This window comes from Niallia sp. FSL W8-0635, assembly GCF_038007965.1.
Taxonomy (GTDB): Bacteria; Bacillota; Bacilli; order Bacillales; family Cytobacillaceae; genus Niallia.
Genome location: NZ_JBBOYD010000001.1, coordinates 559,981 through 575,976, shown reverse-complemented (window position 1 = coordinate 575,976; position 15,996 = coordinate 559,981). Strand labels below are relative to the sequence as shown.

14 protein-coding genes are annotated in these 15,996 nt (G+C 34.2%); 5 read left to right on the top strand and 9 right to left on the bottom strand.

Annotation, left to right across the window (positions count from 1 at the left end; all coding sequences use genetic code 11):
* Window positions 1-35 precede the first annotated feature (35 nt).
* Window positions 36-899 (bottom strand): VOC family protein, encoded by an 864-nt coding sequence (locus tag NYE52_RS02905; protein WP_341191686.1) that lies wholly within the window; start codon window positions 897-899, stop codon window positions 36-38.
* 148 nt (window positions 900-1,047) lie between these two features.
* On the opposite strand from NYE52_RS02905, the gene NYE52_RS02900 reads away from it, so the two are divergent.
* Entirely contained in the window at window positions 1,048-1,359 is a 312-nt protein-coding gene (locus NYE52_RS02900; RefSeq protein WP_341191685.1) for a winged helix-turn-helix transcriptional regulator, read from the top strand.
* Window positions 1,360-1,427: 68 nt separating this feature from the next.
* Here NYE52_RS02900 and NYE52_RS02895 read toward each other — a convergent pair whose 3' ends face one another.
* Complete coding sequence (locus NYE52_RS02895) at window positions 1,428-1,658, bottom strand: excisionase family DNA-binding protein (protein WP_341191684.1); 231 nt, start codon at window positions 1,656-1,658, stop codon at window positions 1,428-1,430.
* A 134-nt stretch (window positions 1,659-1,792) separates the two neighbouring features.
* Here NYE52_RS02895 and NYE52_RS02890 point away from each other — a divergent pair, with 134 nt between their 5' ends.
* Complete coding sequence (locus NYE52_RS02890) at window positions 1,793-1,987, top strand: hypothetical protein (protein WP_341191683.1); 195 nt, start codon at window positions 1,793-1,795, stop codon at window positions 1,985-1,987.
* A 116-nt stretch (window positions 1,988-2,103) separates the two neighbouring features.
* Here the strand turns inward: NYE52_RS02890 and NYE52_RS02885 are convergent, their stop codons facing one another.
* The 4 genes from NYE52_RS02885 to NYE52_RS02870 form a co-directional block, all read right to left on the bottom strand.
* A complete protein-coding gene (locus NYE52_RS02885; protein WP_341191682.1) occupies window positions 2,104-4,149 on the bottom strand; it encodes a putative bifunctional diguanylate cyclase/phosphodiesterase in 2,046 nt (681 codons plus the stop codon).
* A gap of 249 nt (window positions 4,150-4,398) precedes the next feature.
* Entirely contained in the window at window positions 4,399-4,998 is a 600-nt protein-coding gene (locus NYE52_RS02880) for a class I SAM-dependent methyltransferase (RefSeq protein ID WP_341191681.1), read from the bottom strand.
* A gap of 44 nt (window positions 4,999-5,042) precedes the next feature.
* Window positions 5,043-6,626, bottom strand: a complete 1,584-nt coding sequence (locus NYE52_RS02875; protein WP_341191680.1) for a response regulator — start codon at window positions 6,624-6,626, stop codon at window positions 5,043-5,045.
* Window positions 6,604-8,412 (bottom strand): sensor histidine kinase, encoded by a 1,809-nt coding sequence (locus tag NYE52_RS02870; protein ID WP_341191679.1) that lies wholly within the window; start codon window positions 8,410-8,412, stop codon window positions 6,604-6,606. Before NYE52_RS02870 ends, NYE52_RS02875 begins: the two co-directional genes overlap by 23 nt.
* A gap of 240 nt (window positions 8,413-8,652) precedes the next feature.
* Between NYE52_RS02870 and NYE52_RS02865 the strand changes: the two genes are divergently transcribed.
* From NYE52_RS02865 to NYE52_RS02855, 3 genes are all read left to right on the top strand, one after another.
* Window positions 8,653-9,618 carry a carbohydrate ABC transporter permease gene (locus NYE52_RS02865; protein WP_341191678.1) on the top strand — a complete coding sequence of 322 codons (966 nt, stop codon included), beginning with the start codon at window positions 8,653-8,655 and terminating at the stop codon, window positions 9,616-9,618.
* The gene (locus tag NYE52_RS02860; RefSeq protein ID WP_341191677.1) at window positions 9,618-10,445 is read left to right on the top strand and encodes a carbohydrate ABC transporter permease; all 828 of its coding nucleotides are present in this window, start codon (window positions 9,618-9,620) and stop codon (window positions 10,443-10,445) included. The genes NYE52_RS02865 and NYE52_RS02860 overlap by 1 nt, the downstream gene beginning before the upstream one ends.
* A 75-nt stretch (window positions 10,446-10,520) precedes the next feature.
* Window positions 10,521-11,819, top strand: coding sequence for an ABC transporter substrate-binding protein (locus NYE52_RS02855; RefSeq protein WP_341191676.1), 1,299 nt, complete (start codon window positions 10,521-10,523; stop codon window positions 11,817-11,819).
* 283 nt (window positions 11,820-12,102) lie between these two features.
* On the opposite strand, the gene NYE52_RS02850 is transcribed toward NYE52_RS02855, so the two are convergent.
* The 3 genes from NYE52_RS02850 to NYE52_RS02840 all read right to left on the bottom strand — a co-directional run bounded on the left by NYE52_RS02850 (window position 12,103) and on the right by NYE52_RS02840 (window position 15,892).
* Complete coding sequence (locus tag NYE52_RS02850; protein ID WP_341191675.1) at window positions 12,103-13,263, bottom strand: 3D domain-containing protein; 1,161 nt, start codon at window positions 13,261-13,263, stop codon at window positions 12,103-12,105.
* 218 nt (window positions 13,264-13,481) lie between these two features.
* Window positions 13,482-13,934, bottom strand: coding sequence for a GNAT family N-acetyltransferase (locus NYE52_RS02845; RefSeq protein WP_341191674.1), 453 nt, complete (start codon window positions 13,932-13,934; stop codon window positions 13,482-13,484).
* 17 nt (window positions 13,935-13,951) lie between these two features.
* Entirely contained in the window at window positions 13,952-15,892 is a 1,941-nt protein-coding gene (locus NYE52_RS02840) for a translation factor GTPase family protein (RefSeq protein WP_341191673.1), read from the bottom strand.
* Between the last annotated feature and the right edge of the window lie 104 nt (window positions 15,893-15,996).

Here is a 15,996-nt window from a genome sequence, read left to right as displayed (position 1 = left end):
AGTTTAATAAGAATAAAGGAAATATGCAATTTTTTTTATCTTTTCAAAGTAGTTATCAAACGAATCATATTCCCTGATGGATCACACGTGTGCCAGCTATCCTCTTCTTCTGTAACTGTTGCTCCTAACACTATAAGTCTTTGTTTTATTTCTTCGAGTTTTTCCACACTAGGTATCTTTAAATCATAATACGCTAAGCCAACTTGATTCTTCTTTGGCACAGGAGCACCAATACCATTCCAGACATTCAAACCAATATGATGATGATAACGGCCAGTAGAAAGAAAAAATGCCTGTTCCCCATATTGTAGAACGACTTCAAAGCCCAATCCTTTGACATAAAAATCAACTGTCTCTTCTAATTCTGCAACATGTAAGTGGATATGTCCAAGAATCGTTCCTTCTGGAAGACCATTCCATGGGAAATTACTAGCAGCTGCAAGAACCCCTTTTGTGTCCATATAGGCGGTGTCCATTCTAACAAAGTCACCTTCCCATTCCCATTCTGTCGAATTTCTATCGCGATAGATTTCAATCCCGTTACCATCTGGATCAGCTAAATAGATTGCTTCACTAACAGCGTGATCCGAAGCCCCTTGTAAGGGATATCCCGTTTCTAATAAATGAGTTACTATCATACCAAGGTGCTGACGTGACGGAACTAATATCGCAAAATGATAAAGTCCTGTTGTTCGCATTGTTTTTGGTTCGACTAAATCTAATTCCTCTAAAAACAGAAAGGCTTCACCTGCACCTGCATGTAAAGCAGCTTTTTTCTTCTCCTGACTTGTGATAGAAAAGCCAATCACTTCCTTATAAAATAGGAGTGACTTTTCTAAATCAGATACTTTTAACGTAACACTTTTCGCATAAATATTGGGATTATCATGAAATACCAATTATCTCTCCTCCTAATCGTCCATACTTACTTTATGTAAGTAATTTTATTTTAATAATTAACGAATGTAAAGTAATCTTATTACGATTCATAATATTTTTACTTAAAATAATAATTATTGTATAATATTTGGAAGGGGGGGATGTAAAATGAACCAATCGACGATTTGTCCTCGGTTTGAAAAAGCAATGAGTATTTTAAGCCAACGCTGGACTGGTTTAATTATTTATCAGCTATTAAATGGTCCTCAACGTTTCTGTTCTATAGAATCCTCCATTGGAATTAGTGGAAGACTTTTATCAGAGAGATTAAAGGATTTAGAGCAAGCAGGAATTGTAGTAAGAGAGGTATACCCTGAAACACCTGTTAGAATTGAATATTCTTTAACAGAAAAAGGGCGTTCGTTAGAACCAATTATGAAAGAAATTGAAAATTGGTCCCATTTATGGCTAGAAGTGTAACATTATATAAGGATATCTCTGCATAATCTTAAAGGGTTTTATGTGAAGATATCCTATTTACTTAGTTATTAATCCTCATCCTTAATATCCAAATCTTCTGGAATCGGTTCATTCCACACTTCTTCTACAAGCTTTTTATATTTTTCAACTTGCTTAAAATGCGTATTAAATTGCTCTTTGTTAATGAGATAATCCGTTCCGTCAAAAATGGCTCGAATTTGGTTTTGTAAAATAAGATTTTTTACCTTTATTTCTGAAATCGCTAGCAATTCTGCGGTTTCCTTTACTGATAAATACATCGACACACCTCTTTTTTATTCCATAGCTATTTTTCTTTACACGGACTCCATTTAAAATTAACCCTATCTTTATATTGCCTTCATTAATCAACTGTATAGTTAAGTTATCGGTACAATCAAAGGAGGATGCATAAATGAGTTTCGTACTAAACAGCCTATTTTTAGTAATGATCTTTTGTTGTTTCTCTTTCATATTTTATCAGTCTTTCTTCACTAAAACTAGAAAAGTAGATACTCCACGTTCAACCTCTATCACATTAGAAAAAAAATCCTGTGATAATGAGAATACAGGAGTATTCGCTAAGGATATTAAACTTTACGCAGAATAGCATTCATTCCTAGTGAAATTTCTTCGCTATAAATCCCCCTTATATTTATACAGACTTTTTTACAAAAAGAAAGATCATCCTTTCTTTTTAAATCGATAAGGATGATCTTGATTATTTTAATGCTTGATTACTATTTCTCCATTTTGAAACTTGTAAAGCCACTCTTCCAACACATAGATATTCATTGGCTTTGCATAATAATACCCTTGTATAATTGGCAATTCATTTATGGAAGATAAATATTCAACCTGTTCTTCTCTTTCTACCCCTTCTATTACAATGCTCAAATGCAAGGAACTTCCGAGAGCAATGATTGCTTTAATAATTTCTCCATCTTTTTGTGATTCCGGAACACCATCAATAAAGGATTTATCTATTTTCAAGGTGTTAACTGGAATTCTTTTCAAATAAGACAAGGAAGAAACCCCTGTTCCAAAATCATCGAGTGTAACAGTAAAGCCAACATTTCTGAAAGCCTGAACCGATTGAATCGCACCTTCAATATTATCAACTGCACTTGTTTCCGTAATTTCTAGCTCTATTAATAGAGGGCTTATCTTGTATTTCTCTACATTGTTTATTAAGCTTCCCATAAGTCTTGGTGAAGTCACATAGGAACCAGGGATATTGATAGCTACAGGTAGATTTCTATCTTCCTGCTGCCATATAGCTATCTGCTTGGACACCTCTTCAATAATCCAGTCTGTGACATCAAACATTTTATCAGATGCTTCTAAAATGGGGATAAACACACTTGGTGACAACTCTCCATATAAAGGGTGATTCCATCTTAACAAAGCTTCTAAACCTGCTACTCTTCTTGACTTAAGAAATACTTTAGGCTGATAAACTAAGTATAAATGCTTTTCTAAAAGTGCATCCTCTATCTCATTTACAAGATGATTAGCAAATGTTTGTTTATGTTTCTCTGAATCATACGTTATAATTTCATTATCAAAGCGAATAGAATAATGAGTTAAAACAGCGACAGCATTTTCATATAACTGCTTGGAAGTCATTTTTTTCTCATTAACAGCTAACGCGATAGCTGTCTCTACTTTGATGGTTTGATCATCAATGGTCACCGGACTTGATAAAATAGTTGTTAAATGATTCAATTCTATAATTAATTTTTCCAAGTCCTCATTACTCATACTAAAGAATGCAAATCGATTTCCTTCTAATCGGAAAAATTTCACATTGTGGGGTATTAACTTTGCACATAATTCTTCAATATAACAAATAATTTTATCTCCAAAGTAATAACCGTACTTACCATTCCATTTATTTAAATCATGAATATGAAGTATTGCCAGACCACTATTATAGGTAGATGATTCAATCAACCTTTCGAACTGTCTTCGGTTTGGACGCTTCGTTAATGCGTCAAAATAATTTAAACGATACTCTACATAGCGATCCAATAGGCCAGACAAAATAGAAAATAATAAAACAATAAAGATACCGATTGTGACACCTAGAATTATTGCTTTTATGCTAACATGGTGTGCATGTGCATGAACAAGCTCCATTTCCTCATCCACATAGTAGCGGATAGCAAACATTCCTGTATAGTGCATACTAGATATCGTAACCCCCATCAATAATGAGGTTATACTTTTCACAATAAAGTTACTCATATATCGTTGGAGCTTCAAGAAAATAAACAGAGATATAAAGGAAGCTATAATAGCGATTAAAACGGATAAAATAAAATAACCGAAATGATAAGCATAATTTGCCTCTGAAATCATTGCCCTCATTCCAATATAGTGCATACTACTTATTCCAAGTCCCATAAATATCCCAGCAAATACTATCAACTTACTAGAATTATTGGCCGTACTTGATAGGCTGAAAGCTACAAATGTAGCTAAGATAGCTGGTACTACCGAAAGAATTGTTAATGGAACATTGAAGCTCATGTCTACTGGGAGCATCGCTGCACTCATCCCAATAAAATGCATAGACCAAATTCCGAATCCCATTGTAATGGACGCTAACCCTAACCATATGTATCGATGGAAAAAACTATTATAAACGATACGTTCATTCATGGAAAGGGACGTATACGAAGCTAAACATGCAATAAAGACTGATAACACAATAATAGGTACCGAATATTCAACATGTAAATAAGTTACTTGATCAACGCTAGGCAATGTAAAAATAATAATTTCCCCTCTATAAATACGTCTATGAGGGATATTCTTTTATTTCAGGTGCTATTCCCATTTACGTATTTTACAATTTTAAAACAACTTTTATCCTAAGTCTTTTTACTTATACATTTGAATATATAGGATAAATCAACTTTAGACAATATATTGATTGGCGGTATTATTTCCCATATCAATCAAGTATGATGAACCATCATTCGTTCCTTTTCTTCTCTCTTCAACTTATCGGTATTAATAAACAGATTTATAAATAATGAATTGGTCCTTCTCCCTATTTTTTCCTACTTGTACTTCTCCTACTTTTGAAAAAGAGGGATGATCATCCATAAAAAATCGGTATTCATCGGAAGGGAAATATAGGATAAGCTTCACTTCACGATTATCCTTCTCCAAAGAATACATAATATTACGGATAATCTTTTGAAAGATTTGAATGGAAAAAGGGTTAAAAAAATAGAAGTAATTTTCTTCTTTTTTAATCGAATAAGCTTCTGCTGTCCCAAGATAAAAATGTATCTTTTCTTTCTGTCGCTTCCTTCGTTTCGTGTATTGTTCTAAATTAACTAATGCATCCTGATAGAATTCTTCATTCATTTCAATTCCAGTTACTGAAGACTGAAATAAATAATGAATGAAAAAGTTTAATCGTCCTTTACCACATCCAAAATCAACTACATGGTCTGTCTCATGAAGAGGAAATTCTTGAAACAGCTGTTCTAGATGCTCATATGGAGTTGGTTCATACCGATGATAATGGTATGACTTATTGAATCCTAATTGAATTTCTTCGGTTTTAATATGTAGTAATTTATCGTAGTTCAATGTACACACCTTTTCACTATCCCTATTTTCTGGAAGAAAGGAAATGAAAGAATTCACTCCCTTTCTATTTTCATTTCACGAAATTCATTTGGTGAAACGCCTACTATTTTTTTAAATACTTTGCGAAAATATTTATCGTCTTGATAACCAATCATATTGGCAATATCATATACTTTAAGATTACTACTTCTTAGTAATTCTTGTGCTTTTTTTATTCGTATAGCTACTAAATACTCCGAAATATTTATTTGATATTCTTGTTTGAATTTCCTCGATATATATTCTCTGCTTATGTAGAAATGCTCCGATATTTCCTGAAGTTTAATCTCTCGATGATAGTTAGCTGTTACATACTTTTCAATTTCATGAATTACATTTCTAGACTTTCTTGTATTCTGCCTTTTGATTCTTCTAAGAAATAAAGCAATCTCTCTTTTCTTCCTGTCTTTGTATGCTTCTAACTGAAATATATCCTCTTTATCAATAAATGGATATATCCGTTCCTCTAAATTGGTCGGCATGCTAAATGGTAGGTTAAACTCCTTATGCCATCTAGAACTTATCATTTGATATTCATTTTCAAAATGCAAAAGCTGCCTGAAGGATAATTGCTGTTTACTGATTATATCTTTTTGAATTTGTCCAATAAGCGAACGAAATGGTTCTAATTCACCTGTTTGAATGGCAAGTTTAATAGAACTAGTATAAGCCATTAAGCTTTTAAATTCTTTTTCGCCGTTTTCCATAATAATTTTTTCTTTGTGATTTCTCAAAACATTCCTATTCATCATAATAGACTTAGCGTGTTGATACGAAAGATTCAATTGTGTAACAGAGTCTACTTCTTTACCGACTGCAATTGTACAGCTCAATCCTATTAGCTTTTGTATAGTAGTATGTATCTTTTTAATGATATAAGTCGATTCTTCTCTTCTACTTTTTAAAAGAAGTATGATTTCGCCTTTACTTGTAACATAATGAAAGGCAATTCCATTACTATCTTTGCTAAGCTCGTCATTTATTATATTTAATAAAGTAAAAAGGGTAAGGTTCTTATCCCCATTGAATTGTTCAATGGCTATGTTGCTCACTTGTAAGAGTCCAATTGTATATATTTGTGCCTTCTCTAAATGAAATTCTTCCCACACCTTTTTATCTACTAAATCATTGTTTATAATGTGCGTTAATTTTTGATCTCGGTAAGCTGGCTTCATTTTATTAATGAGCTGGTTTTTACTTAGTTTATTTTTCCTTTCCTTCTCCTCTTGTTTCCATTCCTTCACTACCCTCACTAATGTATCATTGAGCATTTCAGGATTAATTGGCTTCAGCAAATAATCAGAGCTTCCATAATGCATCGCTTTTCTCATATAATGATAATCATCATACCCAGTAACTACAATCGTTTTTCCCGCTGTATAATGCACATCCATCCATTGCAAAAGCTGCGTTCCATCTACTTTTGGCATTTTCATATCAGAAAAAATAATTTCAGGATGTAAAGATTGAATCATTTGAATCGCATCTTCTCCATTACTAGCTTCATAAATTTCCGTAATCCCATTTCCTTCCCAGTTGGCAAGAAGCTTAATTCCTTCTCGAACATGCTTTTCATCATCTACGATAAGTGCCTTCATTTCCTTCCACTCCCTCTTGTAAAGATATTGGAATACAAATCATAACAGTAAATTCCTTGTTCTCCACACTATCAATTACCAAGTTGGCTTCTTCCCCATAATAAAGCTGTAAACGATCGTAAATATTCTTTAAACCAATTGATTCTCGGTCTTTTCCCTCCTTTATCGTTTCTCTTCGATATAATCCTTGGCGGATAATCTGCAATTTTTCTTTCTGTATACCCCTTCCATTATCCTGAACAATAAAAACCAATTGATCCTTCTTTCTATAAGAACAGATGGATATCTTTGCATCCTCCATCCTATCGTTAAATCCATGCTTAAAGCAGTTTTCAATAATTGGTTGGAGAATCATTTTTGGTACAAATACCGCTTCCGTATTTGGTGAAATTTCCATCTTTATTTCCAACACTTCCTCAAATCTTTGTTGCTGCAGTCTAAGATATGATTTAGTGTGTTTTACTTCTCTAGAGAATGGTACAATTTCTTCTCGCATATCCATACTGTATCGCATCATATCAGATAAGGAAGTCAGTAAAGAATAGACAGGAACTGCCTTCATTTTTAGAGCAAGTGTACCAATTGACTGAAAGCTATTATATAAAAAATGGGGATTTATCTGTGATTGTAATACTTTCAATTGGGCTGATTTATTTTCAATCTGTAATTTATATTCCTTATCAATTAATCTATTTATTTGTAAAACCATTGATTTAAAACGCCTACCAAGCATACCTATCTCATCATTTCCTGTAATCTCAAAATCCGCTTCAAAGATACCTTCTTCCACCTTTTTCATCTTTTCGATTAAAATTTTAATAGGAGCTGTAATTTTAAAAGAAATAATCATCGTTATGATTAATACAACAATTAAAGCAACCATGGCAATCATCGTATTCATAAATGCTGTTTCCTTTGCACTTTTGTATAGACTAGCATAAGGAATCGTTTTCACCATATACAAACGATTATCTTGAACAGTAATCTTCTCATAGAAAATTACCCCGGCAAAATCTTTCCGGTCCCATTTTATTTTATTTTGCTGTGGATTATTTTGTATTTCATAAAACCATTTATCCTGGATTTTTTCCCCTATTCCATTTTTATCAGAGGAGTAGATTATCGTTCCATTTTCATTGATTATCGAAAGACTTTCTGTATCTTTGTAGAGCCTATTCACTATTCCTTCTATTTTGGAGAGATTTATATCGATTGACATAAAGCCTAATATATCGTTTGATGGTACATTTCTAATTTTATTATGAAAGGATAGTACAGTTGTTTTCTCTGAGTTAGGAATAATAGATAATCCGTTATAGCTATAGATCGTATGCGGTGGCTCCATTAGAGAATAATTCGTCTCGCTTTCCTCTAATCTTCTATAATATGGATGAAGATAAATATTATCATTTTTACCTCTTCCACTTATTAGAGAGTGATAGTTTGTAAAAGAATCTCTTCCCTTATTGATGTATAAATGCATTTGTTCCATTTCAGAACGGGAATTGTATACGTATGCTAATACACGGCGTACCTCTTCCATATGCTCTTTGTTATTCTCTCCAACTCCCTGTGTTAATACATTCATAAACGGTGTATACCGATATAATACTGTAGATAATAAAGCTATATCCTCCAGATAAGTTGTAAGCTCATCCTTCCCCTTCTTCATTAACTCCGTATTATATGTGACAGACTCCTTATTTATATTGTGGATTGTTTGAAAATAAGTAAGAATAATACTCGTTCCAAAAGGAAGAACCGTTGCCAGAAATAAGAAAACCATTAATTTTTTTCGTATGCCCCATTTCATTTAAGTCGAGAAACTTAAAATAACCTTCTTTTATTTCCCAGTATGCAGAACTAAAGGATGTCATTCTAAAATTTTCTCTCCCCCCCTCTCTAACAAATACTTATAAGAAATGAATATATAAGGAATGGTCAATATATTACACCTTAGTTGTCAATGTAAACGGTTACCAAAAAGGATACAACCATTATATATTAAATATAGGAGGTGCAGAAAGTGAATAATCAAAATCAGGTAGAAAAAATAGAAACTCCCCCTATTCATCAGTCAAATGTAAGTAGAAAGAAATCACTCTCTACAAAACAGAAAAGAAACTGGAAGGAAGTTGGATTATTTTCTTTATTTGTAGGTCCAGTCTTTATCGCGTTTACAATCGTTATTCTTGTCCCATTTTTTTCTGGCATCTATTATTCCTTTACAGACTGGAACGGAATTACTGGGGAAATGAAGTGGGTAGGATTTGAAAACTTCCAGTATATATTCACAGAAGATAAACAGTTTCTACAATCTTTCAAACTAACCACTATGTATACCGTTGTAGCAATTATATTGACAAACACCATCGGCTTCGGTCTAGCTTTGCTCGTAACCCAAAAGCTAAAATCTAGTAATCTATTACGTACCGTATTCTTTATGCCTAATCTACTTGGCGGATTATTACTCGGTTTCATTTGGCAATTTATCTTTATTAGAGGCTTTGCTTCTATTGGAGAGCTCACAGGAATCCCGCTCTTTGAACTGGCTTGGCTTGGCGATCAAAATACTGCCTTTTGGGGAATCGTAATCGTCAGCGTATGGCAAGGTGCAGGATACATTATGCTTATTTATATTGCAGCTTTACAAAATATACCGAAGGAACTAATGGAAGCAGCAAAAATAGATGGAGCAAATCGCTTCCAGATTTTGCGGAGCATTAAAATCCCGTTAGTTGCTCCAGCTGTTACTATCTGTTTATTTTTAACAACTGCATCCTCTTTCAAAATATTTGATGCAAACCTTTCATTAACAAATGGCGGACCATTTAAATCCACAGAAATGTTAGCGCTTAACATTTATACTGAAGCCTTTGTAAATAATCGCTATGGAATCGGTGAAGCAAAAGCACTTATCTTCTTTATCGTCGTAGCAGCAATCTCCATTTTGCAAGTCACGATTACAAAGAAAAAAGAGGTGGAATCTTGATGGAGAATAAATATACGAGCAAAACCTTTCTGATGGAACTATTCGGTATTATACTAGGCTTGTTATTTTTGATTCCCTTTTATTATGTGATTTCCAATTCACTAAAGTCATTTTCTGAAATCTTGACTAATACATCTGCTTTGCCAAGCTCCCTTCAATTTGAAAATTATATTAATGCTTTTGAAAAGCTAAACTTTCTAAAGGTATTTAGTAATTCTCTTATTGTTACCATAGCAAGCAATATCGTCTTAGTCGTATTTTGCTCCATGGCAGCTTATATGTTAGTTCGAACAAAGAAAAAAATAAGCAATATTATCTTTATGGCATTTGTTGCTGCGATGATTATCCCGTTCCAATCTATTATGATACCACTTATTAAAACAGCCTCTAACTTGAACTTACTTAACAGTATTTGGGGACTAGTTTTCATGTATCTAGGTTTTGGATCGGGAATGACAATCTTCTTATACCATGGTTTTATTAAAGGGATTCCAGTGGAATTAGAAGAAGCTGCTATTATGGATGGGTGTTCCCGGTTCGGCGTATTTTGGAGAATTGTTTTTCCATTACTAAAACCAATTACAGTCACTATTATTATTTTAAATAGTCTATGGATATGGAACGACTACTTATTACCATCTTTAGTCTTACAAAATCCAGAATTACGGACCATTCCACTAGCTACTTTCTTCTTCTTTGGTCAGTACACAAAGCAATGGGATCTTGCATTAGCAGCACTTATGATAGGAATCATCCCGTTATTGATTTTCTTCTTTTCCATGCAAAAACACATTATACAAGGAATTACTAGCGGGTCTATTAAATAAGGAGCAAAGAGGATATATTTGTTTAATACCTCTTCCATATAAATAAGATATTTTCTATAAATAGGAGGAAATCAAATGAAGTTTAACAAAATGAAAAAATATTCCTTATTAACTGGTATTTTATCTGCTTCCCTTCTTTTCTCAAGCGCCTGTTCGAATGAGGGAGCATCAAGTAATAACGATTCAAGCAAAGGTGATAAGGTAGTCGTTGACTTATTTAATGGTAAAGTAGAGATAGCAGACCAATTAAAAGCATTAACAGACCAATATTCAAAAGAACATCCAGATGTAACCTTTAACATTGAAACAGTCGGCGGTGGAGCAGATGGAACAGCAGCCTTGAAAGCTAAATTCGCCTCTAATACAGCCCCTGATATTTTTGGAAATGGCGGATACCAAGAAGCCTTAACGTGGATAGATAAATTAGAGGATCTATCGGACCAACCATGGATTAAAGACGCTTATGAAAGTGCCTTAGTTCCAATGACAGTGGATGGTAAAATTTACGGGCAGCCTGTAAACCTTGAAGGATATGGATTTGCCTATAATAAGTTGTTATTTGAAAAAGCAGGAATTACAGAATTACCAACAACGTTTTCAGAATTGGAAGCTGCTGCTGAAAAATTAAAGGCTGCTGGCATTACTCCTTTTTCCATAGGTTATGGGGAATGGTGGGTATTAGCTAACCATGGACTAAATGTACCATTTGCATACCAAGATGATGCAGATGCCTTTATTAAAGGGCTAAACGACGGAACTGCTAAAATCGAAGGCAATGAGTACTTTGATAAGTATTTTGATTTACTTGATTTAACCATTAAGTACGGAAATAAAAACTCACTAACAACTGACTATAATACACAAGTTACATTATTTGCAACTGGTGAAACAGCAATGATTCAACAGGGTAACTGGGTTCAACCAATGATCGATAAAATTACTCCTAATATGGAGATAGGCTTTATTCCAATGCCATTAAGTGACGATGAAGCTAAATCAGATAAACTAATGGTTGATGTACCTACAAACTGGGTCGTTCATAAAGATGCTCCTGAAAAAGACAAAGAAGCTGCATTAGATTTCTTAAACTGGATGGTTACTTCCGATTTTGCAAAAGAGTCAATTGTGAAGGATTTCAAATATGTCCCTGCTTTTAAAACAATAACAGCAACGGCTGAGGATATTGGACCATTAGGAGCAGAGCTTCAAAAGTATTCACAGGAAGGAAAAACATATACATGGCAGTTTATGAAATATCCAGATGGTGCTGGTCAGGAGTTCGGTGCTAGTCTTCAGGCATATGTTGGCAAGCAAAAATCACGTGAGGAAACAATGAAAGCATTAGATGATACATGGACTAAGCTAAAAAAATAGGAGAATAAAGAGATAATTTCTTTACACTAACTCTTCTTATTCTTTATTTTCCTAAACTTAACAATTTATTTAAAATTTATTGATATTTTCATCATATTTTATGGTTATCATAAACCTATAGTCATTAATAGCTTTTTCAAGGCCCCCCTTGAAATTGATAGATTTAAGGAGTGCCAGATAATTGGCACTCCTCTTTTTTTTGCATAAAAAAACGCTTAAGCTAAACAAAAAAAAGACTCTTCACAATAGAGAGTCTGGATTATAGGATGAAAGTATTATTAAATTAGTTCAATATTTTTATTTTCACTGTCTTACGTCCCCATGCCTTTGCCTTGCTGCTAGATGACATTAAGACATCAATTTTATGTCCTTTAATAGCTCCACCAGTATCTCCTGCAATGGCTTCACCATAGCCTTCTACCCAAACCTTTGAACCTAATGGAATGACTGCTGGATCGACTGCAATTAATTTCATATTTTTATTCTTTTTAATATTATATCCAAGCGCTGTAATATCAGCCTTTGTATCTTGATGACTGTAAGCCGTAGCAGTTACATACATTACATCATTGCTACTTGAAGATTTGCTAGAAGATTTCTTGCTTGAAGAAGATTTAGGTTCACTTGATACACTCGCTACTTTATCCGATGTACTAACCTTTACGACAGTATTCTGCTTTACTTCTGCTTGCTCTTTCTTCAATGCAGACTCTGCTTCGCTTATTTGTGCAAGCACAGCATTTTTTTGACTTTCAGCTAGCTGCACTTCTTTTGAAATAGATGCAAACTTTTTCTGTACAGCCGAAACTGCATCTTTTCTTTTAGCTAGATTTTGTTGCAGTTCATTTTGAGAAGCTGCAAGTTGATCATATTGTCCTGTTAATTCTTCTTCTTGTTGATCAATTGCTAGTTTCTCTTCTTCAATCTTCTTTAGATCTGCTTCCTGCTGATCTAATATATTTTTATCTCCATCAAAAATGATCGAAATAGCTGTTGCTCTACTAATAAAATCAGCAAAGTCCTTTGCATTTAACAGTACTTCTAAAACGACATTCGTTTGATCTGTATTCTGCAAGGATACAAGACGCTCTTTCATAACATCTTTACGTGCTAGTACTTTATCCTCTAAAACAACAATCTCTTCTTTCTTTTTCTCTATCTGTTGTTGCGTTTCTTCAATTTTTGCTTGCAGATTCGCTATTTTTTCTTTATTTTGCTGCATTACTGTTTCAACGGATTTTAAGTCTTCTTGAACAGCTTCCAACTCTTTTAAAGTTTTTTGCTTTTCTGCTTCTTTTTCATTAATCAATTGCTCATTTTGATTCAATTGATTTTTCGCTTTGTTGAGTGTTTCTTGACTCGTTTCTGCTTGTACCATAATCGTCGATGTCAAAAAGATGACACTACTTAACGAAATGGCCATTAGTTTTTTTAAGGAACGCATCTAAAAACCCCTTTCTCTATTGTTATAACATATGAAAGTGGTTTCTAAATTACGATTCTATTAAAATAATAAGACATTTATTTTAAAAATAGTTTACAGACACCGTTACAAATAGAGACTATTTCCTAGTATTCTGTAAGGCTGAAGGGGAATATTTCTTCTTGTAACCTTTGTAATATATCTATTAATTACTAATATTTATCGTTTTCCAAACTGGATTATATATCCTGTGAGAGCCTAATCATATCGACACATCGAATTCCGTTTTCATAGATTTCTTCTTCATAGTTTTTCAGAAAAAAATCTTTATCAATATGATTGATTCGAAACCCACATTTTTGATAAAGAGCAAGCTGACCTATACTGCTATTACCAGTGCCTACTTCCATCACTTTAAATCCTAGCTGTGTCGCTACCTCTAGCGCATGGAAAACTAGCTTCTTTCCCAATCCTTTTCCTTGATAGTCTTCTGCTACTGCTAGATTTATTAATTCTATTGCTTCTTCTTCTATTGGTAACAACACATAAACACCGATCATTTGATTCTTTTCTTCTGCAACATAGCATAAACCCTTTTTTAGATATTCTTTTACTAGATTTACAGATGGATCTGCTGTTACTAATAACTCGATAGGAGGCTTCTCCTCTTTTGTTAACTTTCGAATGATCATGGATTTAGTTCCCCCTTTTATAGACAATGCATCATTGCTTCTGCGTTCTCCCAAGAAACGGTATATCCTGCCCCTTTTGCACAAAAAATGGAGGAAGATGTATACTCTGGATCTGCATTTTTATCATAGCCAAGTCTATCCATTACTTCCTCTTCATTATGACAAGGGTAATACCCTGCAAATGTGAAAGAAAGCTGCCCTTTTCCTTGTGTGAATGCTGCAAGAGTCGTGCTATATTCCATAAAGGTAGCAACAGGAACCTTACCTGTTAGAACTACTTTATCCTCTATTGTTTCAGGCGCATCAAATTCCCCATATGCTGTTTGTATATCAGATAAAACCCTGCCCATTTGATCCATATCTACCTTAATTTTAAAGGAATAATAGGGCTCTAATAAACGATTATGCGCTTTCTCCAGGCCTTGACGTAATGCACGATAGGTAGCTTCTCTGAAATCGCCGCCATGTGTATGTTTATTATGCGCTCTTCCTGTTAAGAGGGTAACCCTTATATCCGTTAACGGAGCTCCTGTTAAAATTCCATGATGCTCCCTTTCGAAGAGATGCTGGCGAATGAGATTTTGAATAGCGATAGACAAATGGTCTGTATGACAAGTGCTCTCAAAGACAATCCCTTGATTTCTTTTGCCAGGCTCTAATTGAAGATGTACTTCCGCATAATGACGCAATGGTTCAAAGTGTCCGTAACCAATAGTATCTGTTTCAATCGTTTCTTTATACAAAATTTCCGGCCGGTCAAACTGAACCTGTAAAGCAAACCTTTCACATACAATCTCTTGAAGAACCTCTAGCTGTATTTTCCCCATAACATGCAAATGAATGTCTTGTAGCTTTTCTTCCCATGTCACTTGGAGAGATGGATCCTCTGCTTCTAATATTCGAAAATATTTGAGAGCCTCCTTTTTATTAATCCCTGGCTCAAAAACAACCTTCGAACGTAGGGTTGGCACCATTTCATACTCAGCCTTCTCAAGTAACGCTCCGACTCCATCCCCCACAACTGCATTTGTAAGACCTGTGACAGCAAAAAGCTCTCCAGCATAGCCCTCCTTTACTTGCTGAAATTGAGTCCCACTATATTTACGGATTTGTGTGATTTTCTCCATGTCTCCATTCCCATATATAAGCTCCTCTCTCACACGTAACGTCCCACTTTTCGCTTTAATAAAGGTAATTCTCGTTCCGGATTCATCATAACGGATTTTATAAACCCTTCCCGAAAACGGTTCAGTCTTTTTATACGTTGTTGTCGTTAACTGATCAAAACAGTCAAAAAATTCTTTTACCCCTATATCCTGTAAGGCCGAACCATACGCACAAGGAAAAAGTCGACAAGAACCAACCATTTGTTGCATTTTTTCAAGCCACAATGCTGGTTGATAGCCTTTATCCATATAATAATCAAGAAGTGCTTCGTCTCGTTCAGCAATGAATTCCATAAGCGCTTCAGACATATTACTACTGTCAAATGAAGAAATATTACATACATCTACCGTAAATTGCGAATGTATTTCTGCGAGAACACGCTCTACATCCGCACCCGTTCGATCTGTTTTATTGATAAAGAAAAAAGTTGGAATTCGATGTTTTTTTAAAAGACCCCAAACTGTTTCCGTGTGTCCTTCGATTCCCTCTACTGCACTAATAACAACAATCGCAAAATCCATTACTTGAATCGCTCTTTCCATTTCAGGAGAAAAATCAACATGCCCTGGGGTATCAATTAAATAATACGTTGAATTTCCGTATTCTATGATGCCTTGATCTGCAAAGACGGTGATTCCTCGTTGTTTTTCAATAAGATGACTATCTAAAAATGCACTTTGATGATCCACACGCCCCCGTTTTTTTATACTATTAGTATGATAAAGAAGCTGTTCGGAAAAAGTCGTCTTCCCGGCATCGACATGTGCTAATATTCCAATCGTTTTATTCATTTTGCCAGCGTCTCCTATTCTCATATAAAGCTTTATAAATAAAGTAAATGTAATAATGACTTTTCAAGCGTAATCCGATATAAACAGAAGATAGACGACAGCCT